The sequence below is a fragment of the Pantoea agglomerans genome (genome assembly GCF_021397715.1).
Classification (GTDB): domain Bacteria; phylum Pseudomonadota; class Gammaproteobacteria; order Enterobacterales; family Enterobacteriaceae; genus Pantoea; species Pantoea astica.
This window is the reverse complement of sequence record NZ_CP090209.1, coordinates 29,567-52,520: the sequence shown is the minus strand read 5'-3', so window position 1 is coordinate 52,520 and position 22,954 is coordinate 29,567. Positions and strand designations below refer to the sequence as shown.

The 22,954-nt window shown below is 58.8% G+C and carries 20 protein-coding genes; 7 read left to right on the top strand and 13 right to left on the bottom strand.

The features are described 5' to 3' along the window. Positions 1-3: 3 nt before the first annotated feature. Positions 4-786, bottom strand: coding sequence for an acetolactate decarboxylase (budA, locus tag LZU96_RS22595; RefSeq protein WP_233988850.1), 783 nt, complete (start codon positions 784-786; stop codon positions 4-6). A gap of 104 nt (positions 787-890) precedes the next feature. Between budA and LZU96_RS22590 the strand changes: the two genes are divergently transcribed. After that, a complete protein-coding gene (locus tag LZU96_RS22590; RefSeq protein ID WP_233988849.1) occupies positions 891-1,781 on the top strand; it encodes a LysR family transcriptional regulator in 891 nt (296 codons plus the stop codon). Positions 1,782-1,868: 87 nt separating this feature from the next. Further along, a complete protein-coding gene (locus LZU96_RS22585) occupies positions 1,869-2,114 on the top strand; it encodes a hypothetical protein (RefSeq protein ID WP_233988848.1) in 246 nt (81 codons plus the stop codon). A gap of 49 nt (positions 2,115-2,163) precedes the next feature. On the opposite strand, the gene LZU96_RS22580 is transcribed toward LZU96_RS22585, so the two are convergent. From LZU96_RS22580 to LZU96_RS22565, 4 genes are all read right to left on the bottom strand, one after another. Next, positions 2,164-5,217 (bottom strand): efflux RND transporter permease subunit, encoded by a 3,054-nt coding sequence (locus tag LZU96_RS22580; protein WP_233988847.1) that lies wholly within the window; start codon positions 5,215-5,217, stop codon positions 2,164-2,166. Continuing rightward, positions 5,214-6,350 (bottom strand): efflux RND transporter periplasmic adaptor subunit, encoded by a 1,137-nt coding sequence (locus LZU96_RS22575; protein WP_233988846.1) that lies wholly within the window; start codon positions 6,348-6,350, stop codon positions 5,214-5,216. The genes LZU96_RS22580 and LZU96_RS22575 overlap by 4 nt, the downstream gene beginning before the upstream one ends. Positions 6,351-6,443: 93 nt before the next feature. Then, entirely contained in the window at positions 6,444-7,613 is a 1,170-nt protein-coding gene (locus LZU96_RS22570; RefSeq protein ID WP_233988845.1) for a sensor histidine kinase, read from the bottom strand. Beyond that, positions 7,610-8,305, bottom strand: coding sequence for a response regulator (locus tag LZU96_RS22565; protein WP_233988844.1), 696 nt, complete (start codon positions 8,303-8,305; stop codon positions 7,610-7,612). The genes LZU96_RS22570 and LZU96_RS22565 overlap by 4 nt, the downstream gene beginning before the upstream one ends. 131 nt (positions 8,306-8,436) lie before the next feature. On the opposite strand from LZU96_RS22565, the gene LZU96_RS22560 reads away from it, so the two are divergent. Next, on the top strand, positions 8,437-9,225 hold the full coding sequence (locus LZU96_RS22560; protein WP_233988843.1) for a MipA/OmpV family protein: 789 nt from the start codon (positions 8,437-8,439) through the stop codon (positions 9,223-9,225). 184 nt (positions 9,226-9,409) lie between these two features. On the opposite strand, the gene LZU96_RS22555 is transcribed toward LZU96_RS22560, so the two are convergent. Genes LZU96_RS22555 through LZU96_RS22540 form a run of 4 tightly spaced genes read right to left on the bottom strand, consistent with a single transcriptional unit; the run spans position 9,410 to position 12,795 of the window. Next, a complete protein-coding gene (locus LZU96_RS22555) occupies positions 9,410-9,724 on the bottom strand; it encodes a PTS lactose/cellobiose transporter subunit IIA (RefSeq protein ID WP_233988842.1) in 315 nt (104 codons plus the stop codon). After that, complete coding sequence (locus LZU96_RS22550) at positions 9,721-11,121, bottom strand: glycoside hydrolase family 1 protein (protein ID WP_233988841.1); 1,401 nt, start codon at positions 11,119-11,121, stop codon at positions 9,721-9,723. The genes LZU96_RS22555 and LZU96_RS22550 overlap by 4 nt, the downstream gene beginning before the upstream one ends. A 19-nt stretch (positions 11,122-11,140) precedes the next feature. Beyond that, the gene (locus LZU96_RS22545; RefSeq protein WP_233988840.1) at positions 11,141-12,469 is read right to left on the bottom strand and encodes a PTS sugar transporter subunit IIC; all 1,329 of its coding nucleotides are present in this window, start codon (positions 12,467-12,469) and stop codon (positions 11,141-11,143) included. Beyond that, on the bottom strand, positions 12,466-12,795 hold the full coding sequence (locus LZU96_RS22540) for a PTS sugar transporter subunit IIB (RefSeq protein ID WP_233988839.1): 330 nt from the start codon (positions 12,793-12,795) through the stop codon (positions 12,466-12,468). The genes LZU96_RS22545 and LZU96_RS22540 overlap by 4 nt, the downstream gene beginning before the upstream one ends. Positions 12,796-13,083: 288 nt before the next feature. Between LZU96_RS22540 and LZU96_RS22535 the strand changes: the two genes are divergently transcribed. Further along, entirely contained in the window at positions 13,084-14,037 is a 954-nt protein-coding gene (locus LZU96_RS22535) for a LacI family DNA-binding transcriptional regulator (RefSeq protein WP_233988838.1), read from the top strand. Positions 14,038-14,051: 14 nt separating this feature from the next. On the opposite strand, the gene LZU96_RS22530 is transcribed toward LZU96_RS22535, so the two are convergent. The 4 genes from LZU96_RS22530 to LZU96_RS22515 form a co-directional block, all read right to left on the bottom strand. Next, positions 14,052-14,936, bottom strand: a complete 885-nt coding sequence (locus LZU96_RS22530; RefSeq protein WP_233988837.1) for an ROK family protein — start codon at positions 14,934-14,936, stop codon at positions 14,052-14,054. 307 nt (positions 14,937-15,243) lie between these two features. Then, entirely contained in the window at positions 15,244-16,530 is a 1,287-nt protein-coding gene (gene fabF, locus LZU96_RS22525; protein ID WP_233988836.1) for a beta-ketoacyl-ACP synthase II, read from the bottom strand. Between the two features lie 248 nt (positions 16,531-16,778). Beyond that, complete coding sequence (locus LZU96_RS22520) at positions 16,779-17,393, bottom strand: TetR/AcrR family transcriptional regulator (protein ID WP_233988835.1); 615 nt, start codon at positions 17,391-17,393, stop codon at positions 16,779-16,781. Between the two features lie 140 nt (positions 17,394-17,533). Then, complete coding sequence (locus tag LZU96_RS22515) at positions 17,534-19,492, bottom strand: sigma-54-dependent Fis family transcriptional regulator (RefSeq protein ID WP_233988834.1); 1,959 nt, start codon at positions 19,490-19,492, stop codon at positions 17,534-17,536. A 189-nt stretch (positions 19,493-19,681) separates the two neighbouring features. On the opposite strand from LZU96_RS22515, the gene LZU96_RS22510 reads away from it, so the two are divergent. Genes LZU96_RS22510 through LZU96_RS22500 form a run of 3 tightly spaced genes read left to right on the top strand, consistent with a single transcriptional unit; the run spans position 19,682 to position 22,935 of the window. After that, positions 19,682-21,130, top strand: coding sequence for a sugar porter family MFS transporter (locus tag LZU96_RS22510; RefSeq protein ID WP_233988833.1), 1,449 nt, complete (start codon positions 19,682-19,684; stop codon positions 21,128-21,130). A 12-nt stretch (positions 21,131-21,142) separates the two neighbouring features. Further along, entirely contained in the window at positions 21,143-22,156 is a 1,014-nt protein-coding gene (locus tag LZU96_RS22505) for a Gfo/Idh/MocA family oxidoreductase (RefSeq protein WP_233988832.1), read from the top strand. Next, positions 22,156-22,935, top strand: coding sequence for a TIM barrel protein (locus LZU96_RS22500; protein WP_233988831.1), 780 nt, complete (start codon positions 22,156-22,158; stop codon positions 22,933-22,935). Before LZU96_RS22505 ends, LZU96_RS22500 begins: the two co-directional genes overlap by 1 nt. The last annotated feature ends 19 nt before the right edge of the window (positions 22,936-22,954 follow it).

Here is a 22,954-nt window from a genome sequence, read left to right as displayed (position 1 = left end):
TGTTTAGCTTTCAACTGCGCGAATGGCGGCGTCGAGGTTGGCGGGATTGAGGTTGGCATTGAGAAAATCGCTGTCCTGAGGCAGATCGACCACCAGTTTGCTGATGGCGCCAAAGGTCAGGGTGCCCTGTTCCAGCGCATAATCGAGAATGTGACCGCCGCCTTCGCGATCGTCAGTGATAAAATGTTCGTGATAGCCAGCCACGTTGATGCCCTGCATATACTGCGGTGTGCGGAAGCCAATCAGCTCACCCGCACGCTGGCTGAAAGTGAAGGTCGGCTGGTTGCCGAGCACTTCCGGCATCGAACGATAAGGGCGGCACTGGCAGGGGACGGTGCGGGTCTCGACGCGGCTGAAGCGTCCGCTGATGCGCAGCGCACAGAACTGGTTGTCGGAGGTGATTTCACGGTCGATCACGCGGTGAATCGCTTCGCGTGAGATCGGCCGTTCAAATTCATACAGATGCTGCGGTTTGAAAAAGGTCATCACCGCAAACGGGGTTTTCTGTTGTGGATCGGCGGGATGCGCGCTGCCGTCTGAATGCAGCTGATAGACCTGGCTGTCGAAGGCGATCAGTTCGCCATCCAGCCGGTTAAAGGTGCCTAAGCCAAAATCGCCCTTGCGCAGCAGGTCAGCGATCCGGGTGTTGCCATCGTAAACGCCGCTCAGCAGCGCACTCATCAATGAGGTCTGATAGATAACACTTTCTGGTGCATCCTGGGAAAGTTTTAGGACAGTATGTTTCAGTTGATCCTCACAGGAACAATCAGTTACATAATTGCTCATTTGATGCCTCATAGGTTAACCATTAAGCCGTGTTAACCTAATGTTGAACCGATTCAGTCGGTGGGTCCAATAGCGAAACCTGTTAACTTTGAGACGTTTTTGATATGGAACTGCGTCATCTGCGTTATTTTGTCGCCGTCGCCCAGACGCTTCATTTCACCCGGGCTGCTGAAATGCTGGGGATTTCGCAGCCGCCGTTGAGTCAACAGATACTGCGGCTGGAGCAGGAAATTGGTACGCCACTGTTAAAGCGTCTGACGCGCGGCGTTGAGCTTACCGAAGCCGGTGAAGCCTTCCTGGCCGAAGCGCAGCAGATTGTGCAACTGGCCGATCATGCGCTGGAAAATGCGCGGGGCATTGCCCGCGGTATCAGCGGCCAGATGTCGCTGGGCTTTGCCAGTTCGGTGGCGTTTAATCCGCGGATATTTGTGTTAATCCGCCAGTTTACGCAGCGCTATCCGGCGATGGAGCTGCTGACGCGCGAAGAGAACATGGCGCTGCTGATGCAGGATTTACAGGAAGGGTTGCTGGACGCGGCGTTCATTCGCCTGCCGTGTGAAAGCAGTAAAGCCTTTAATCTGCGGGTGATCTCAACCGAGAGAATGCTGATTGCGCTGCCGCGTCAGCATCCACTCAGCCAGGCACCCGCGGTGGCGTTATCGGCGCTGGCCGCTGAAACGCTGGTGATCTTCCCACGCGAGGTGGCGCCCAGCCTGTATGAACTGATTGTCAGCGCCTGCCTGCGGGCGGGCTTTTCGCGCCACGCCTTTCAGCAGGCGCCACAGATCACCTCATCGCTCGGCATGGTGGGCGCCGGATGCGGTGTCGCGCTGGTGCCGGCGTCGATGCGCTGTGTGGGCAATCCTCAGATCAGCTTCTGTGAAATCGAAAATAATACGCTGTTCACCGACGTGGCGTTCGCCTGGCGGCGCTACCCTCCGTCAAAAGCGATATTGCATCTGCTGTCGCTGCTGGCGGAGAAACCGCCAGCCTGAAACGCAGCGGCGTTGATAAGCGCAGGCTATTGAACTGAGCACAATAACCGACTGGCACCGCGCGTCCGGGTTGCGAATAATCGAACCATGACTACATACCGCGTTCGAGTCGGGTTTCACAACCCGTCAGCCCTGACATTCAGGCAACTGGATGAGATTCTGGAGCCGCAGCGATTCTGGAGAACAGATTCGGCCAGCGGCAGGTTCCGCTATTTCATGGAGTATGAGTATCAATCTGACATACGCGATCTCTGTTCAGTTTGTTCGCTGGCCTACTCTCAGGCCTGCAAAGTCAGGAAATGCCCGTTAATCCTGGTTGAAGTGATGAAGTAACCCGGCCGTCCGATCCCGCCCGGTGGCGGGATCGGACGGTCAGCCTGAATCAGGCCCGCTTCCTGTTCATTAACAGACTCAGCGATGCAGGCAGCACCGTCAGCGTTACCAGCGTGCCGGTCACCAGACCACCAATAATCGCAAACGCCATCGGTCCCCAGAAAACCTGATGCGAGATCGGGATCATGCCGAGGATCGCAGCGCAGGCGGTCAGCAGGATAGGACGAACGCGGTGCTGCGCCGCTTGCCGGATGGCTTCATCCGGCGGCAGTCCGGCGCGGGCGTTGGCGTCGACTTCACTGATCATGATCACCGCGTTACGGATGATGATGCCAGCCAGCGCGATAATCCCCAGCAGCGCAACAAACCCCAGCGGTGTCCCCGCCGGCAGCATGGCTAACACAATGCCCGGCAGCCCAAAGGGTGCCATGCAAAATGCCAGCACCATGCTGGAGAAACGCTGTAGCTGGATCATCAGCAACACCAGCATGACGCAGAGGGTGATCGGCAACAGGGCGAACACCGAGCCGTTACCCTTATCCGATTCCGCCACCACGCCACCTTCTTCAATCCCGTATCCGGCGGGCAGGGCGGCGCGCAGCGAGGCGACCTGCGGCGCGAGCTGCTGCGACACGGTTTCAGCGCGCTGGCCGGGCGCGATATCGGTCTGCACGGTGATGTAAGCCAGCCGCTGACGTCGCCAGATCACCGGGTCGTCCACGCCCCACGTCAGGGTCGCGACCTGGCTGAGCGGGACTTTTTGCCCGCTGGCGGTGGTGAGCATCATGCCCGCCAGCACAGTGGTATCCTGCCGCTCGCGATCGTTACCGCGCAGCACCACGTCAATCAGCCGGTTGCGGTCGCGCAGTGTAGTGACCACGCTGCCGGACATCACGGTGTTAAGGGCGGAGGCGATGCTGTCAGACGAAAGCCCGACCGCGCGGGCAGCGGTCTGATTCACCGCCAGGGTGATGACTCGTTCCGGTTCTCCGGCGGTGAGATTCACCTCGCGGGTGAGCGGCGAGCGGGCAATCACCGCCGCCAGCTGGTCGGCAGCCTGGCGTACTTTGGCGTTGTCCGGACCGGTAATGCGATACTTCAGCGGCCAGCCGACCGGCGGACCGAGTTCGAGCGGTGATACCCGGGTGGTGATGTCGCTGAAATGGTGCACCATCACCCGTTCGAGCCGCTTGCGCAGCCGATCGCGCGCGGCGAGGTTATGTGCCACCACCACCAGCTGGGCGGTGTTTTCATTATCCAGCAGCACATCCATCGGCAGATAGAAGCGTACCGCGCCGGAGCCAACGTAGCTGGTAAAGTTGGCAACGTCAGGATCGTTGCGGATCGCCTGTTCCAGTTGTTCAGTGCGGCGCGCCGTTTCAGCCTGTGCGGTATTAGCGGGCAGCGTCAGGCTCACCAGCAGTTCAGGGCGATCGGAGGCCGGAAAAAACTCACCCTGCATAAAAGTGGTGGCGTAAAGGCTGACCAGCAATATCCCCAGCGCGGCGCCGAGCGTGATTAGCCGGTGTTGCAGGATCTGCTCCAGCAGCCGGTGGTAAGCGCGCATCAGGATGCCCGGCGGACGGTGTGCCTTTACGCTGCCTGCCGATAACAGCCAGCTTCCGGTCAGCGGGGAAAACAGCACCGCCACGCCCCATGAGCAGAGCAAGGCCAGGGTGATCACCACAAACAACGAGTAGCAATATTCTCCGGCGCTGGACGCGGCGAATCCGACCGGTATGAAACCCGCTATCATCACCAGCGTGCCGGTCAGCATCGGGAAAGCGGTGGTTTTAAACGCATAGGTGGCGGCCTGCCATTTGCTGTCACCCGCTTCCAGCCGCGCCACCATCGCTTCCACGGTGATCATGGCGTCATCCACCAGCAATCCCAGCGCAATAATCAGTGCGCCTAGCGAGATCCGTTGCAGGCCGATATTCGCCAGCAGCATGCCGGTAAAGGTCATCGCCAGCACCAGCGGTATAGCGGCGGCCACCACCAGGCCAGCCCGCAGTCCCAGCGACACAAACGAGACCGCTAAGACAATCACGATCGCCTCGCCCAGCACCCGGACAAAGCCGCTGACCGCCGTTTTGACCACCGCGGACTGATCGGCAACCCGGGTCAGCGTGATGCCGTGGGGCAACTGGCTGGCTAATCGGCTCATCCGCTGATCCAGCTGCTGACCAAAGTCGAGCATATTGCCGCCGGCGGCCATGGAAATGGCCAGTCCAATGGCAGGCTTACCGTTAACCCGAAAGGCGGGAGCTGGCGGCTCGGCGGATTGCAGGCTGATGGTCGCCAGATCGGTCAGCGGAATAAAGCGTTGCCCGATATGCAGCGTCACCGCCTGCAGGCTGGCGACCGAGGTTAAGGTGCCGCTGACCCGCAGCGCGATATTTTCGCGATCGGTGCGCAGGCTGCCGGCAGGGACCACCTCATTCTGGGCTTTAAGCGCATCGCTGACCTGCTGCAAATCCAGCCCCATTCCATCCAGCTTGCGCGGCGAAAAGGCAATCACCACCTGTTGCTCCTGGACACCGAGTAAGAGGGTTTTGCCAATATCGGGCAGATCGGCCAGGCTACGACGCAGGTTATCAACCTGATCGCGCAGTTCCCGCGCGGTGAAACCCTCGGCGGTAAAGCCATAAAGGGTGCCAAAGGTGTCATCAAACTCGTCATTTACCGCCGGCCCCTGAACGCCCTGCGGCAGCGAAGGCGCGATATCCTGCATCTTTTTCCGCAGCTGGTACCAGATGCCCGCCACTGCTGCGGGAGGCGTATCGTCGCGCAGATTAACGTAAATCACCGTCTGCCCGGCCCGGGTTTCGCTTTCAACTGCGTCCAGCGACGGGATCTCCTGCACCTTTTTTTCCAGTACGTCGGTGACCAGCTGCACGGTGGTATTCACATCAGCGCCCGGCCACTGCGCGGAGATCACTGCCGTTTTGATGGTAAAAGCCGGATCTTCGTTGCGCGACAGGTGTTCATAGCTCAGCACACCCACGGCCATCACCAGCAGCATGAAAAATACCACCAGCTGCTGATGCGCCAGTGCCCAGCCAGAGAGATTAAAAGCGGATGAGGAGGAAGCAGGCTTCATGGCGCCTCCTGAGATAACGCGACCTGTTCACCAGGCTGCAGGGTGCTGACACCGGCCGTCACCACCGTTTCACCCGGCTGGATGCCGGTGCTGATAAAAATCTGCTCTGCGGTGAAGCGGGTCATCACCACGGGGCGCAGCTGCAATCGTCGGGTTGCGCGGTCAACCACCCACAGCGCGGGTTTTTCACCGGCGCGGGTCAGGGCACTGGCGGGTAAGGCGATCACGGGCGGCTGACCATCCGGCAGACTGAGCATGACCGTGGCGCCAAGCGCCATGGTGGCAGGCGGATTGTTCAGCGTGACCCGCAGCCGCCAGGTGCGGGTCTGCGGATCGGCCTGCGGGCTGATATCACGCACGCTGCCGCTGACCTGCACGCCGGGATCGGAGAGCAGCGCAATATTCAGCGGCATCCGGTTATCTGGCCGAATCAGGCTGGGTTCTGCCAGATCAAATACCGCATCGCGCGTATCCCCGGCGGCCAGCGTCATCACGCTTTGCCCGGCGCTGACCACCTGACCCGGCTGCAGGTTGACGGCGGTGATCCTGCCGGATGACGGGGCCCTGAGCTGGGTCCAGCTGAGCGTATCCTGTGCATTTTTCAGCGCAGCCTCACTGCTGAGACGCCGCGATTGTGCGCTCTGAAAGTCCGCCTGGGCGCTGTCCAGCTGGCTGCGGGCGATGGCGCCGCCCGGCATCAGCAACCGCATCCGGTGTAAGTTAAGTGCGGCGACGCGTTCGGCTGCGCGGGCGCTCTCAAGGTCGGCCCGGGCGCTGCTCAACTGATTCCGGGCTGAATTGTCTTCCAGCGTTGCCAGCGGCTGACCCGCAGTGACACTGTCACCCAGTTCAACCGTGCGGCGGATAACCCGACCGTCGAGCCTGAAGGCCAGCGCCACCTCCTGATGGGCGTGGACTTCGCCGGTGAGCGACTGTGAGGCATCGTGACTGAACGCCGGGGCAATAACGGTTTTTACCGGTCGTAACGGGGCGACGGGCGGCTCGGCATGATCATCCCGGCAGCCGGTCATGATGAAGATCCCCAGCAGCAGGAACACGATCGGCGCAAAGAGGTGAACACTGAGGAGATGACGCCACACCTGACGGGCAGCATCCTGAATTAAGTCTGTCATAGCCGGGTTCCTGTAATGAGTTGTGCTCATTGAACCCGGCTTGTGTCCAGAATCCTTCGATGAACCGTCAAGAAACGGTCAAGTTATCGCTTTTCAGTTCACCGGCAGGTTAACGCCGATTAATAGCCCACCCTCCGCCGGCAGGCTGGCGTGAAGAGTGCCGCCGTGGGCTTCAATAATGGCTTTGGCAATCGACAATCCCAGACCGCTGCCGCCGGAGTGGCGTGCACGGGAGGACTCAGCCCGGGTAAAGCGGTCAAACAGCGTCGGCAAAAAATGGCGTTCCACGCCCTGACCATAATCACGGAAGGTCAGGGCGGTGTATCGATCGCCCTGGCTGGCGGTGATCTCCAGCCGTCCGCCCTCCGCAGCGTAGCGCAGCGCGTTTTCGCAGATAATGGTCACTACCTGACCGAGACGAAACGGATCGGCAGTCAGATAGAGATCCTGTGCCGGCGTCACGCTGATCGCCATGCCCGCTTCCCGCGCCTGCGGCATCAGCCAGCCGATCCGCTCGCGTAACAGTTCACTGAGGTTCACCCGATCGCGATTCAGGGTGAGCTGACCGGCATCTGCCAGCGATAACAGGTGCAGCTCATCCGTCAGCCGACTGAGCTGCGTCAGCTGTTTCATGATCATCGCCAGCTGCTGCGGTTCAGGCTGGAATACGCCGTCCAGAATCCCCTGTAGCCGGCCAATGGCCGCCGTCAGCGGGGATCGCAATTCGTGCGCCATCGCGACGTGTGAAGCACGCAGTTCCCGCTCGTAGCGCGCCAGCTGTTGCGTCATCTGGTTGAAGTCTTCGGTGAAGCGCACCAGCTCCTGTGGCGCCTCTTTCACCAGCGCCGCGGAACGGCCAAACTCGCCCTCAGAGACGGCGCGGGCCGCCGTCGCCAGCTGGCTGAACTGCGCCGACAGCGGACGAGCGAAACGCAGCGCCATCAGCACCATAAACGGGATCATCACCGCCACCAGCACGCCAACGGTAAGCCAGTCTGACGAGGCCAGCGAAGGGTCGGAAAAGTTGATGCCCCACCACTGATCGACAATCTGATGAAAACGGGCCGGATCGCTGGCGGGATGGTGCCGCAGCTGTGAGAACTCCTCCAGCAGGGCGGGCGGCATCCGGTAATAGACCCAGAATGCCTGCACGGCAAAACGCAGCCACATACAGAAGGCGATCAGAATCACGCTGCCAATCGCCAGAAACATGACCCGGACGCAAATCCAGCGCCACAGTGAGGGATGGGTCTCGTTTTTCATGGCTGTCTGAACCGATAGCCGACGCTGCGAACGGCCGGTAACAGATCGGAGATGCCCGCCACCTCCAGTTTACGCCGCAGGTTGTAGACATGGGTGTCGACCACCCGCTCCAGCGCATCGCTCTCCGGCAGGCAGTGCTCCAGCAGAAACAGGCGGGTAAACGGCCGGGTCGGCGCACGCATCAGCGTCACCAGCAGAGAAAACTCGGTCGGGGTGAGATCGAGGCGGCGAGGGCCGGCGCCGTCAGTATTGACCACGGCGGTAAGCGCCAGCGGATCGACCTCTAATCCCGCCCAGCGCAGGGTTTCCGGCTGCGGTGTGTTGTACTGACTGCGGCGCAACACGGCCTGAACGCGCGCCACCACTTCGCCTGGGTTATACGGTTTCACCACATAGTCATCTGCGCCATAGCGCAGCGCGCCGATGCGATCCGGCGCGTCGCCCATCGCGGTGACCATAATCACGGGCGTGTCGCCGCGCCGCCGCAGCGCCGCCAGCACTTCGGTGCCGTTCATGCCGGGCAGCATGATATCCAGCAGGATCAGATCGGGCTGCCAGCGGCGGGCAACCTCCAGGCCGCTCAGGCCATCACCGGCGACGGTAACTTCATAACTTTCACGTTTCAGATACGCCTCAAGCACACCGGCTGCATCCGCGTCATCTTCAATAATCAGCACACGTTTTGACTGCATTTTCGGACCACCTTGACTGTTTCTTCATAAATCCCTGGTCGTTCATTGACACAGGTTTCACATACTCCGGCCAGAGATGCGTAACTGATCCCACTCGGTTCCGCAACGTGATGTGATAATGAGGAAACGTGATGATAACCGGAAAAATACAGCTTCACATGGTCTGTTTTTCGCTGGGGTTAAGCGCCGCCGCTGCCGTGGCGGATGACAGCGCAACGCCAGCGCCCAGCGTGACACTGGGCATGGCCGGTATCTATGCGCCGCGCTACAGCGGAGCGGATAAACGTCACTGGCAGCTGATGCCGCTGATTCAGACGCGCGACGGGGCCTTCTTCCTGGATACGCAAAAGGGGATCGGCTACGACCTGCAGGCGGATAATGGACTCTATCTGGAACATACCCTGGGCTATGGTCTGGGACGCGCGGATAAAAATTCAGCGTGGCGTGACGGTGACGATCGGCTCAAAGGGATGGGCAACATCGATGCGACGGTCAACACCTCGCTGGCGCTGGGCTGGTCAGTGACGCCCTGGCTGGCGCTGGAAGGCAAAGCGACGCTGCCATTAAGTGACGGTCAGGGTGTGCAGTATCGGACTTCGGCCACCCTGGTCCCGTGGCAAACCAACAGCGACACGGTCGCCTTGCAGGTTTCCGGTCTGTTCGGGGATAGTCGTTACATGAACACCTTCTACGGCGTCAACAGCCAGCAAAGCGCACGCACGGGTTTTGCCCGCTACAACGCCGCCGGCGGTTTCTATGGCACCGACACCAGCCTGACCTGGAGCCATCAGTTCACGCCCGCCTGGTCGGCCAGTGTCATTGGTGAATATACCTGGCTCGACAAGCACGCCTCCGATAGCCCGATTGTTGAGAAGCGCAATGGGACATCGGCCACCCTTGCGCTCAGCTACTCCTTCTGATGAGGGCATGAAAAGGCGAGGCGGTATGCGCAGTCATCGAACCCTGCTGGCGGCGCTGATCCTGTTGTATCTGCTGGTCTATGCGCTGACCGGGCTGGCGATCAGCCTGTTTGATTCGCCGATTCGGGGGTAAGGCTCGATCGCGGGGCGCAGGGTGACTGCGCCCGCGCTGATATCCCTGGCTTCAGGTGCGTACGTCACGCTGGTACAGATGAAGGAGCTCTTCAGAGAGCTCACGCGCCAGCATGGAGGTCATCAGGTGATCCTGAGCATGGACCATAATTAAGGTCATCGGCTGCCGGGCTTCGCCGGCATCCTGCTCAATCAGCCGGGTTTGCATTTTATGTGCCTGGCGGGTGAAGGTATCGGCCTGACGCAGCAGATCCCGCGCCTGTTCGATCTCTCCCTGACGGGCCGCCTGCAGTGCCTCAAAACAGAGGCTGCGCGACTGACCGGCATTCACAATAATCTCCATTACCGCTTCTTCCTGATCGATCATGCTACGTTCTCCGGGTGGGTAAAACCGTTACGGGCCGATGTTGCGGCAAACCACTCACCGCTTTTTTTCACCGTGCGTTGCTGCGTAGCGATATCGAGCTGGACAAAGCCGTAGCGATTTTTATAGGCGTTACACCATGACCAGTTATCAATAAAGGTCCACATATGGTAGCCGAGACACTGGCTGCCTTCGCCGATCGCCCGGTGAACCCATTTAAGGTGCTCAGCAACGAAGTCGATACGGTATTGATCGTTGATCTGCCCATCCTCAACAAAGCGTTGCTCATTCTCTACGCCCATGCCGTTTTCTGAAATAAAGCAGCGTGGATTGCCATAATTGAGTCGCAGGTTGGTGAGAATGTCATAGATACCCGGCTCGTAGATTTCCCAGCCGCGATAAGGGTTCATTTTCCGGCCCGGCATCTCATAGCTGTCAAAAAACCATTCCGGCATAAAGGGCGCAGCCGGATTGATTGCGCTGTCACGGCATTTTACCCGCCGTGGCTGATAATAATTGACCCCGAGCAGGTCGATAACGCCTTCGGCGATCAGGGCGTTGTCTTCTGGTTGTGCTGGGGGTAACTGGCCGTACTGCCTGAGCAGTGCCACCAGATCGGCCGGAAATTCGCCGCGTAACACCGGGTCGAGAAAACTGCGGTTAAACAGCAGATCGGCGTGATGCGCCGCGGTGAGGTCCGCCGGATTCTGCGACCGCGGATAGGAGGGCGTCAGGTTGAGCACAATGCCGATTTCACCTGGAAAAGAACCGGCCCGGAAGGCCCGGACCGCCGAAGCATGGGCCAGTACCGTGTGGTAAGCCACCGTGGCCGCCCGGCGGAAATCCACCACGTTCGGATAATGGAAGTCGTACAGGTAACCGCCTTCAACCGGCACGATCGGTTCGTTAAAGGTAAACCAGTGCGCTACCCGGTCGCCGAACAGCTCAAAGCAGAGGCGGGCATAGCGACTGAATGCCGCGACGACGTCACGGTTCTCCCAGCCGCCCAGCTGCTGCATCGCCATCGGCATGTCAAAGTGAAACAGCGTTACGAAGGGCGTGACGCCCTGCGCCAGCAATTCATCAATCACCTGGTTATAGAACGCTACCGCCTGCGGGTTAAGATCACCGCTGCCGTCCGGGATCAGCCGCGACCAGCTGATTGAGGTGCGGAAACTGTTGTGGTTCAGCTGCTTCAGCAAGGCGATATCCTGACGCCAGTGCTGATAGAAGGTTGAGGTGTCAGCCGGGCCAATCTGCTGATGAAAACGCGATGGCTGCTGCGTGTACCAGTGATCCCAGATGGTGGCGCTTTTGCCGCCGTTCAGGCTATCACCTTCGGTCTGTAAGGCGGAACTGGCGCTGCCCCACCAGAAGTTATCGGGAAACGTGTAGTGCATGGTGCCTCTCTCCAGGAAATTAGTGGGTACCGGCGGTTTCAGCCAGCGGCGCTTGCGACTGCGTCTTCTCCAGTTCGGCTTTCATCAGCGATCGTTCGTAGGCGCGCAGAAACGGCAGGTAGCACAGGGCGGAAAGCACCATGCAGACCAGGCACATTACCACCGGACTGATTGCCCAGTTGGCTGCCCATGACGCGCCAATCGGTGCCGGTGTGGTCCACGGCGTCAGCGACACCACCTGCGCCAGCCAGCCGAGCCGGGTAGCGGTATACGCCAGCACGGCGTTAAGCATCGGTACGCAGACAAACGGAATAAACATCAGCGGATTCATGATGATCGGTGCGCCAAACAGGATCGGTTCGTTGATATTGAAGAAGCTCGGCACGATGCCCATTCTGCCGATGGTGCGCAGATGGGTGGCACGGCTGCGCAGCAGCAGAAAGGCCAGAGGCAGCGTGGAGCCGACGCCGCCAATCAGCAGGTAGTGATCCCAGAAGCCCTGCAGATAGATGTGCGGTAACACATTGCCCGCCGCCAGGGCGGCCTGATTAGCGGAGAGGTTGGCCATCCAGAACGGGTTCATGATGCCAGTGACAATCAGCGCCCCGTGGATGCCGGCGAACCAGAAGATCTGACACAGCAGTACCGACAGCAGAATCGCCGGTAACGAGTCGGAAGCGGAGACCAGCGGTGCCAGCAGATGCATGATGGCCTGCGGAATGATCATCCCGGTTTTGGCCTCAATCAGCAGATTGAGCGGATGCAAAGTCCCGATAATCACCACCACCGGGATCAGGATCTCAAACGAGCGTGCGACACCGGTCGGTACCTCTTTGGGCAGGCGGATCGTGACGTTGTTGTGCTTCAGCCACGCATACACGCGGGTAGCATAAATGGCGGTCAGCAGCGCGGTAAAAATCCCCTGACCGGAGAGGTATTCAGTGGAAATGGTGTGATTGGAGTAGGGGGCCGCCACCAGTAAAAAGGCCATAAAAGCCAGCAGACCTGACATCACCGGGTCCAGTGAGAATTGCCGTCCCAGGCTGGCACCAATCCCCACCGAGATGAAAAAGGTCATCACCCCCATGCTGAGGTTAAACGGCAGCATCAACTGGTCACGGTAGGTGGCGGAGAAGTCGAGCCAGGCCCGGGCGACGCTGTTGGTGCTGGTGGCGGAGAAGGGAGGAAAGATAAACACCAGCATGAAGGAGCCGATGATCATAAACGGCAGCGCGGCAGTAAAACCGTCACGAATAGCAATCACATATTTCTGCTGGCCCAGCCGGCCGGCCAGCGGCGTAATCGATTGCTCAATCACCGCGATCATGGATTGATAGAGTGAGCTCATAAGGCCGCCTTTTCCTGCGCAGCTGCAATCAGCGACAGCGCGAAATCCAGCACCTTGTCACCCCGTTGCATGCCGTAATCCATCATATCGATCGGTTGGACCGGAATCGCCTGGCCTGCTGCTTTTTCGCTCAGGCTTTGCAGCATATATTTTACCTGCGGTCCGAGTAACACCACCTGATAGCGGGAAAACTGTTCGTCAAACTCCGCTACGCCAAACGCGTTGATCTCAACGGCTAATTCCCGTTGCGCGGCGGCTTCCACCATTTTCCGCACCAGCATGCTGGTGGACATCCCTGCTGAACAACACAACATGATTCTGTACATGGTTACTGTTCCTCGCCTTTGACACTAAAGTGAGGCTGATTGGATATCATATGGAAACCGGTTTCCATCGACAGCAATCAGAAGTGTGATGCGCGTCAATAAGCCAGATTAGCGGTTTTTTTTAATTCGATTAGGGTCACAAAATTGACCGTAAAAGCGAAGAGGGGGTGGCTTATGGAAAATCGGTTTCCACGACTGGATGAAATGGCTATACTTTGGCCGGCGAACCATTGCGCAGATAAGCAAAGTGAGCATTTTTTGGCATAGCGCCGTTTTCAGGGGAGAAAAATGTCTACTATCAACGATGTATCGCGGCTGGCTGGGGTATCGAAAGCCACAGTTTCCCGGGTGTTGAGCGGTTCACGCGGCGTAAAGGAAGCCAGTCGGCTGGCGGTCCTGAAAGCCGTCGAAGAGCTGAACTACCGGCCAAACGTTATTGCCCAGTCGTTATTCAGCCAGACCACCCACTGTATCGGCGTTATCTGCGCGCAGGAAAACGTTAATCAGATCACCGCCTGGCTTTTCGCTCTGGAAAAGCAGCTTCGTCAGCATCAGAAGCATCTGTTATTGCGCTTTGCCCATAGCAAAAGTGACGTCCTGACCGCGCTTGACGAGCTGAGCTGTGGACTGTGCGATGATGTGCTGATCATTGGCGCGCGTTTTCCCCTTAATATTGATGATGAACATGTCATTCTGGTCGACTGCGCCGAAGCGGAAGGGCCGAACAGTATCCAGTTCGATCACGCTTTTGCCGCCGAGACCGCCAGCAATTTCCTGATTAATCAGGGCCGTCGCCAGATCGCCCTCATCCAGCCTGAGAACGGGGGCACCGCCGGGCAGGTCTTACAGGGTTACAAGCTGGCGCTGGAAAATAACCTCTTACCTTTTAACCGTAACCTGGTGATTACTGATGCGGTCTCTTCGTCGGTGGCGATTCAGATGCTGCTGAATAATGCCAGCAGCCGGAATTTCAACGCCTTGCTGGTGGCTAATGAGCAGGAAGCGCAAAGCGTTATGGCGCAGTTACAGGCCTTTAATAAAGCGGTACCGGATGACGTAATGGTATTCAGCCTGGCGGGATCGGTGAATTTACCCGGTTTACCCACTATTCCGGCAATTGAATACTCTCTCGATGCGATGGCATCACGTATTGTCGGCTGGTTAACCGCCACCACCCAGCAGATGCTGGGCAGTTCGGTATTACGTGGCGATCTGATTATCCCTGACTGGCGGCAGCGCTGATTTTGCAAGGCGGATTAGGCGACGTCGCTTTGCTGATGTTGTAAAAAGTGACAGGTTGCGCCCAGCATGCCGGAATCGTTGCCGTAGGTAGCGGTATCAATGCGAATATCAATTTGATATTTTTCCAGCTGCCGTGAGAGCTCATCAATAAAGGGTTCACGTTCGGTAATTCCCCCGCCGATGAAAATAGTCTGCGGGTCAAATACGCTGAAAAGATTATATAAACCGGCGGCGAGATCCTGATAAAAGCGATCAACCACCTGTTGTGCCTGCTCATCGCCCTGATCAAACGCGTCGAACACATCCTTACCACTGACATCATCGACCGGCTGACCGCTGAGCCGACTGAAATTTTCGCGCAGGGCGGTCATGGTGCAACTCTTTGCCATGGTATGGGGTTCGATATTGTTGTCGGTAGGGCGTGACGTCAGCAGACAGCCAAATTCTCCGGCACGATTGCGGCCACCGCGGATCAGCGCACCGTTACAGAAAGCCGCGCCGCCTAAGCCGGTGCCGATGGTCAGCATCAGAAAATCATCCAGCTTCTTCGCTTTTCCCAGCCAGCGCTCGGCCAGTAAAGCACAGTGCGCATCATTCTCAACCGTCGCCGGCAGCGAGGTTTTATCAGTCAGCCACTGGCTCAGGTTAAACTGATCAAAATCGCGAATCGTGCCGCCCATCGCAATATATCCGCTCTCCGGATCAATATAACCCGGCGTGCTGAGCGCAATGCCGCTGCATGATGGGTTTTGCTTTAGCCAGGCGATAATCTGTTCCAGTATTTTATCCCGATCGTTATGTGAGATATCAGCACTGTCGCTGGCCAGAATATTTCCCTGAGCGTCGATCACGCCCATTTTTAATGAGGTCCCGCCAATATCAAAGGCTGCAATGTTCATCTACGTTCTCTGCGTTTATTGTCGTGAATATCTAGTGTAGCGCTGAAAATTAATCGTAAGCGGTGGCAGGTGGGTAATATTGTCAGGAAAAGTACGGAAATATAAAGTTGATAGCGCACGCCGTCCCGGAATAAGAATTATCTGGCAAGAGACAATCTTAACCAACGTTTTCCGGCACGGCGGCGGGCAGTCAGTTATTAGCCTGTGATCTGACCACAAATAACCAACCACACGGATGAGGCTGCGTTTCCATGCCGTGCAGTGATAAGCCGCACGGCATAGTGGCCTGGGATGCGCCCAGAGAAGGCTACCACTTACGCAACAGCAGGCTGGCATTAACCCCGCCAAAACCAAAGCCATTCGACATGGCATACTCCAGCGCCATCGGGCGGGCGTTCAGCGCCACCAGATCGAGGTTACCCGCTGCGTCATCGGGATGATGCAGATTGAGCGTCGGCGGCACCTGTTGATGGCGCAGCGCAAGCAGCGTGAATATTGCCTCTATGCCGCCCGCCGCGCCCAGCAGATGCCCGGTTGCCGATTTCGTTGAGGTGATCGCCACCGCTGAATCGTCGCCAAATACTGAGCGAATGGCCGCGAGTTCACCGCGATCGCCGACCTGGGTCGAGGTCGCATGGGCGTTAATGTGCTGGACCGCTTCCGGACCGATACCGGCCTGACGCAGAGCGAGTTTCATCGCCCGGGCTGCGCCGCTGCCATTTTCCGGGCTGGCGGTCAGATGATAAGCATCAGCACTGGTACCGTAGCCGACCAGTTCTGCCAGCGGTGTTGCGCCACGCGCTTCGGCATGGGCCAGCGACTCGATCACCAGCAGACCAGCCCCTTCCGCCATCACAAAACCGTTACGGTCGCGATCAAACGGACGCGACGCCTGATGCGGATGATCGGCAAAACCGACCGACAGCGCGCGTGCGGCCGCAAAGCAGCCCAGCGTTACCCGGTCCAGCGCGGCCTCGGTGCCGCCGCAGATGGCGATATCGGCTTCACCACTTCTGATCAGACGCGCGGCATCCCCAATCGCCTGCACGCCAGCGGCACAGGCGGTGACGGGCGCGCCCAGCGGTCCGGTAAATCCGTGTTTGATCGAGACATGACCCGCTGCCATATTGGCGAGAAAAGAAGGCGCCGTGAAGGGAGAAAGCCGGCGCGGGCCGCGTGCGTCGGTAGTACGTACCGCTTCCGCAATCGCGCCAAAGCCACCCACGCCGGAGGCAATGAGGGTGGCGGTGCGTTCACGCGCGGCTTCATCTTCAGGCTGAGGATGCCAGCCCGCCTGCTTCAGTGCTTCGTCTGTGGCCAATAGCGCAAACTCAATAAAGCGGGCCATCTTTTTGCGCTCTTTCGGCAGGATAAAGGCTTCAGGATCGTAGCCAGCCAGCGGATCTTCATCGACCGTCGGGACGCTGCCGCCCACCGAAATGCCGGTGCCGGCACTCATCTCTTCGGACAACCCCCGTATCCCCGACTGACCCGCGTTCAGGCGTTGCCAGACCGTCTCCACTCCGCAACCCAATGGCGAGACGATGCCCATACCGGTAATCACAATACGTTCAGACGCGGCTGAATGACTCATGCAGTTCCTCCTGTAGTGGCTCTGCAAGGTGGTGATTTACCGGTTGCAGAGCCGTGGTTTGATCGATGCACGCTTTCAACCTTAGCGCGGATGACGGTACCCTGCGTAACAGGGACGCACAACGCCACGTCCAGCCCGCCGTGTTTAACCGGAAGGAAATGCCAGGCGCAGCAGCACAGGGTGTCTGGAGATGTTCTCAGACCGGCTACCAGCATTGATCAAGTGACCAATTAAGTCAATGGTCACATTCAGGGTGCCAGACTGCGTAACACCAGCGCCGCCAGTTGTACTGAGGCTGCTTCCGCCTCATCGAGGTTGTACTGCAGCAGAACCGGGCTGGCATAGGGTTTAATCACCCGGTAGATCGCTTCTGCGGCTTCGTCTGCCGGCGTTTTACGTTCAAATTCGCCCGCCTCTCTGCCCTGACGAAGGATCTGATGAATCAGATTCAGCAGCCGTTTTTCATGCGCCTGGGCCGATGGCCAGCGATCGCGCGAGGCGACTGCAGCAATGTCATAGAGTTTGCGATCGTGGAAAAACAGTTCGCTGCCGGTGGTTGAAAGCGTGCGAAACAGCCGGCGTAGCTGTTCAGCCGCGCCAGGTGCCTCGCTGATGGCGGCTTCCACACGCTGCATGATCATTGCCAGCCGGTTAGCGCAGATCACTTCGCCAATGGCCTGTTTGGATTCAAAGAATTTGTAGATATAAGCCTTTGAAAAGCCAATCGCCCTGGCGAGATCGGAGACGGTGGTTTTCTCGTAGCCGTAATGGGCGAAGTGCTGCATCGCGGCATCGACGATCTGGTCGCGAACGTTATGTTCAGCCGGGCCGCGGCCGCCGTTATCGGTAAACTGTTCTGTCATTTTAACGCCTGATAGGTAGAGTCGGTTGCAAAGTGACCGGTGAAGGATATGGTCACATTTTAAGCCTTTTAGCGGCCGAATGCCATGTTTCCGGCCTGAAGCGGGCGCGGCGCGGATCGCGCCGCTGAGGAGAGGGAAAATTATTGCCGCAGGCTGCTGATCGGAATGTTCCACTGACTGAGCTTGTTGTAGAGCGCGGTGCGTGAAATCCCCAGCAGCTTAGCCGACTGGCGCACGTTGCCGCCCTGCGCGCGAATTGTCTCCAGGATGCAGGCCCGCTCATTATCCTGCAGCAGGCTGGTGGCGGCGGTGGTGGCCGGTGACATGCTGCTGATAAATTCCGCGGGTAAATCGGTCAGTTCAATGCTGCTGCTCTGGCAGAGATTCACTATCCGCTCCACCAGGTTCTCCAGTTCGCGGACATTGCCTGGCCAGTGCCAGGCCTGCAGGCAGCGCATCGCTTCCGGTGCCACCTGCGGCGGTGTCTTATTCAGTCGCTGGCATAATGCGTGGATAAAGGTCGTGACCAGATCGGGGATATCGCTTTGACGTTCCCGTAAGGCGGGAATGGTCAGGGAAATGACGTTAAGGCGATAGAAAAGATCGCGGCGAAAGGCACCCTGTTCCACGGCGCGCTGCAGGTCGCAATGGGTTGCCGCCACAATGCGGACATCCACTTTAACCGGCTGCGCCGCCCCGATGCGCAACACTTCATTTTCCTGCAGTACGCGCAGCAGGCTGGTCTGCGCTTCCAGCGGCATCTCGCCAATCTCATCAAGAAACAGGGTGCCGCCATCGGCCAGTTCGAATTTCCCTGCCGAGCCACCGCGCCGTGAACCGGTGAAGGCACCGTCGACGTAGCCAAACAGCTCGCTCTGCACCAGATCGCGCGGCAGCGCGCCACAGTTGACCGCCACAAAGGACTCCTGTGACCGGCTGCTGGCGTTATGAATCGCCTGGGCAAACAGCTCTTTACCGGTACCGCTTTCGCCGGTCAGCAGCACGGTGCTGTCGCTGCGGCTACTGGCGCGTGCATCCTTGATCGCCTGTTGCAGCACAGGCGCGCTGCCACGAATCATCCCGAAGGTGTAGCTGGCGCTGACGCCAAGCACCCGCCGGGTGATTGCCCGGATACGCTGATTTTCACGCAGCGATAAAATACGGCCGCCATCCGGTGCCGGCATCAGTGACACCAGACAGGAGACGCTGCGTCTGCCATCGGGGCGAAACACCATCTCACGGTCGTTGCAGCAGGGAAGGGTGAGCAGCGAACCCGATTGCGGCTGCAGCAACCGATCGATATGCGCATTGTCGGCATCTATTCCGGCGAAAATCTGCCGGGCGTAGCGATTCAGGGTTTTGATGCGGCCATCGCGATCGCAGACCACGACGCCTTCATTCAGCGTTTCCAGAATCGATTGCTGTTCGGCCAGCAGACGGCGCAGAGTCAGCTGTTGTCCAATCGCCTCTGCGGCGGCCTGGACGGTACCGAGCGTGTGAACATTAAAACTGTCGGGAGTGGCCGTCAGCGTCAGCACGCCGATCATCCGGCCGCTGGCATCACGAATCGGGGCCGCAGCGCACTGCTGGTTGCGTTCGCGTAGTGCCAGCTTCCAGTTTTCTCCGCTCAGCACATAGACCAGCCGCTGTTCGCGTAAGCAGCGTGCGGTGCAGTTGGTGCCCAGCACCTCTTCACGCAGGATGCTGCCGACCGGCGTCAGGTCGCTGCCGCAGTAGCTCAGCACCACGCCCTGCGCATCGGTCAGATTGATGTGGCCATCCGGATTATAGGCCAGCAGATTCTGCATCACGCTGTGCGCCACGGCGATCAGTTCACTGTTGTGGCTGAGAATGGCGGACACTTCATCCGGTTCTGGTGCGCTGTAGCTGAACCGGCCCGGATCAATGCCGCGCTGCCGGGAACGTGTCCACGACTGCAGGATGCTGCTGCGGATCCAGTGCGGCTGCTCATCCGCCACAAAGGCCTGCCATCCCTGCGCAAGCAGCTGTTCCCAGCGCGCCGCTTCGCTGCCTTCCGGCAGACTGAAAATTGCGTCGCTCTCTTCTTTATTCGGCAACAAATCATGCAGCGTCGGCATTGCACTCTCCGGGTCGGGATGAAATGTCCATTTTAATGACATGTTAAGTTGACATGTAAATTTTATTTTCACCTGAGAGCGGTTATCTGAGAGGTCGTTCACATAAAACCCAGCTAAAAAACTGGCACCTGTTTTGCAATCCTGACGCTAACGGCCACCTGTAAAAAATAACGGGAAAGTTAAAGCGTTATGCGAAAACATAATCTGAAGTTACTGCTGTTTATCTGTTCGATTGCCTCACTCAGTGGCGTCATTCTTGGCTATGACGCCTCGGTGATTTCCGGAGTGATTGAACCGTTAACAGAACATCTGGCTTTATCGCCGTGGCAAAGTGGCTGGGCTGTTTCAAATGTGATCCTCGGGTGTGTGGCGGGAGCCTGGTGCGTCGGCGCGCTCTCTGACCGGATCGGTCGTAAGCCGACGCTGGTGATCACCGCCCTGTTATTTACGCTGTCAGCGGTAGGGTCTGCGCTGGCCGATACCCTGACCCAGTTTGTACTTTACCGGCTGATCGGCGGGCTGGCCGTCGGCATGGCCTCGGCGATTACGCCGCTCTACATTGCTGAGATCTCACCAAAAGACTGGCGCGGCCGGATGCTTGGCCTGCAGCAGATGCTGATGGTGGGCGGGCAGGTGGCGGTCTATGTGGTCAACTATCTTATCGCCCGCGGCATGTCCCATGCGTGGATCGTCAGCGAGGGCTGGCGCTGGATGCTGGCGTCCGGCGTGGTGCCTTGCCTGCTGTTTCTGGCACTGGTGCCGTTCATGCCGGAATCACCGCGCTGGCTGGCGCTGAACGGTAAACGCGATCGGGCCCTGGCGGTGCTGACACGTTTATCGACGCCGCAACATGCTGCCCGCCTGCTGGCAGAAATCAGCGCTTCCGCCGCCAGCCACGGTGATGGTCATGCCCGCACCGGCTTGCTGCGGGATGCCCGGGCGCGCTATATCCTGCTGATTGGCTGTGCCATCGCCATCCTGCAGCAGATCTCCGGCATCAATATCCTGCTCTATTACGCACCGTCGCTGCTGCAGAACATCTCCTCCGACACTCAAACCTCCCTGTTCCACAGCATTTTTCTGGGAGTGGCGCTGCTGGCCGGTGTGGCCTTTTGCCTCAATGCGGTCGATCGCTGGGGCCGGACCCGCTTACTGCGCTGGGGGGCGCTGGGCTGTGCGCTCTGCCTGATGATGACCAGCTGGGCCTTTATTGCCCAGACCGGCGGGCTGCTGCCGGTGATCGGCCTGGTGGCGTTTGTGCTGATTTTCGGCATGTCGTGGAGCCTGGGCGCCTGGTTACTGATCTCGGAAATCTTTCCCAACCGAATCCGCGCCGTCGCAATGGGTTACGCCTTCTCGTCCATGTATCTGGCCAATTTTATTGTCACTCAGAGCTTCCCGATGATGAATCGCAGCAGCCTGTTGATGACCCACTTCCACGGCGCGTTTCCACTGATGCTGTGCACCGTCGGCTGTCTCGTGGCCTTCTGGTTCGTACAGCGTTTTCTGCCGGAAACCCGCGGCGTCTCGCTGGAGCATATTGAGCCGCTGATGTTATCCAAATCCCGTCGCTTTGCCGCTGAGGCACAGCAGACCTCTGAACCCTCTATCCAGCCTGACTGGGCAAACAATAAATAAACAGGAGCTGTTATGAATCATAAAACTGTGCGTGTGGGATTGATCGGCGCAGGCCGAATGGGCAGTTTCCATGCGGAGAATCTGGCACTGCGGGTGCCAGGGGCTAAGCTGACGGCGGTCGCCGATCTGCAGCCAGGTGCTGCGCAAAAGCTGGCGGACCGGCTGGGCGTAGAGAAAGCCTACACCGATTTACAGGCGTTACTGAACGACAGTGACATTGATGCGGTGGCGATTGCGACCCCGGCCCGTACCCATGCAGAGCTGGTCATTGCCGCCGCGCAGGCCGGTAAGCATATCTTTTGTGAAAAACCGATGGCGGTGACGCTGGAGGAAGCAGATCGGGCGATCGCCGCGGCAAAAACGGCGGGCGTGGTGTTACAGGTCGGCTTTAACCGTCGCTTCAGTGCTGGCTTTGCTGCCGCTATCCGCGCAGTAAAAGCCGGAGAAAACGGCACCACGCAACTGAGCCGCTCGGTCACCCGCGATCCCGCGTTACGCGATCCGGCGCCGATCCCGCAGTGGACCATCTTTCTTGAAACGCTGATCCACGACTTTGACACCTTGCTGCATTTCAACCCCGGCGCACGACCGGTTGAAGTCTATGCGCTGGCGGATGCGCTGGTACGGCCCGATTTCAAAGATAAAGGGCTGCTGGATACCTCGGTGGTGACCATCCGCTTTGATAACGGGGCGATTGCCACGGCTGAAGCGAATTTCCAGGCGGTCTACGGTTATGACGTGCGCGGCGAAGTGTTTGGCAGTAAAGGCATGTTGCAGGCGGGCAATATTAATCAGGATAACTGCGTGCGCTATCACGCCGACGGTATTGCGATAGCAACCTCACGGATGGACACCGATCTGCTGCGTGACGCTTACGTGGCGGAGATGGCCGAGTTTGCACACTGCATCCTGCACGGTGAGACGCCGCGCGCCACCGGTATCGATGCGCGGAATGCGCTGGAAATTGCGCTGGCCTGTATCGCGTCGGTGCAGCAGCACAAGCCCATCCTGCTGGGAGCACGCTAATGGCCAGTTATCAGCTCTCTGTCTGTGCCGAGATGGTGTTTCTCGATCTGCCGTTTATCCACCGGGTTGAGCGCATTCATGCGCTGGGATTTGGCGTCGAGATCTGGAACTGGGCTAATAAAGATATCGATGCGCTGGTAGCGACCGGTGCGCGTTTCACCTCGATGACTGGTTATCTGAGCGGTAACCTGACGGATGAGGACCAAATCGAACCGCTGCTGCAAAGTGCTGAAACGTCGCTGGCGATTGCGGAACGGCTCAACTGCCCAAGCCTGAATCTGCACGGCACCGGACTTGATGCCAACGGCCAGGCGGTCAGACCGGTTGAGGTGGTGACCGGAACGATGTGGCTCAAAGCGGCAGAGACGCTGGGCCAACTTGCCGCTCTGGGTGAACGGGCCGGACGCGTCTTTACCCTGGAGAACCTCAACCTGGCGGTTGATCATCCGGGGACGCCGTTTGCCCGCGCGGCGGATACCCTGGCGCTGGTCGAGGCGGTTAACAGCCCGGCGCTGAAGATGAATCTGGATCTCTATCATGCCCAGATTGGCGAGGGCAATCTGATTGAACTGATCCGCCGCTGTGGTCCGGCGATCGGTGAAATTCAGGTGGCGGATGTACCGGGACGGAAGCAGCCCGGCACCGGGGAAATCAACTACCGCGCCATTGCACGCACGCTGGCTGAAGTGGGCTATTCCGGCATTGTTGCACTGGAAGGCTGGGCCGAGGGCGACAGCGAGACGGCGCTGAGGCAGTTCCGCGAACATTTTACCCTGTAATCACTTCCCCGTCGGGTAT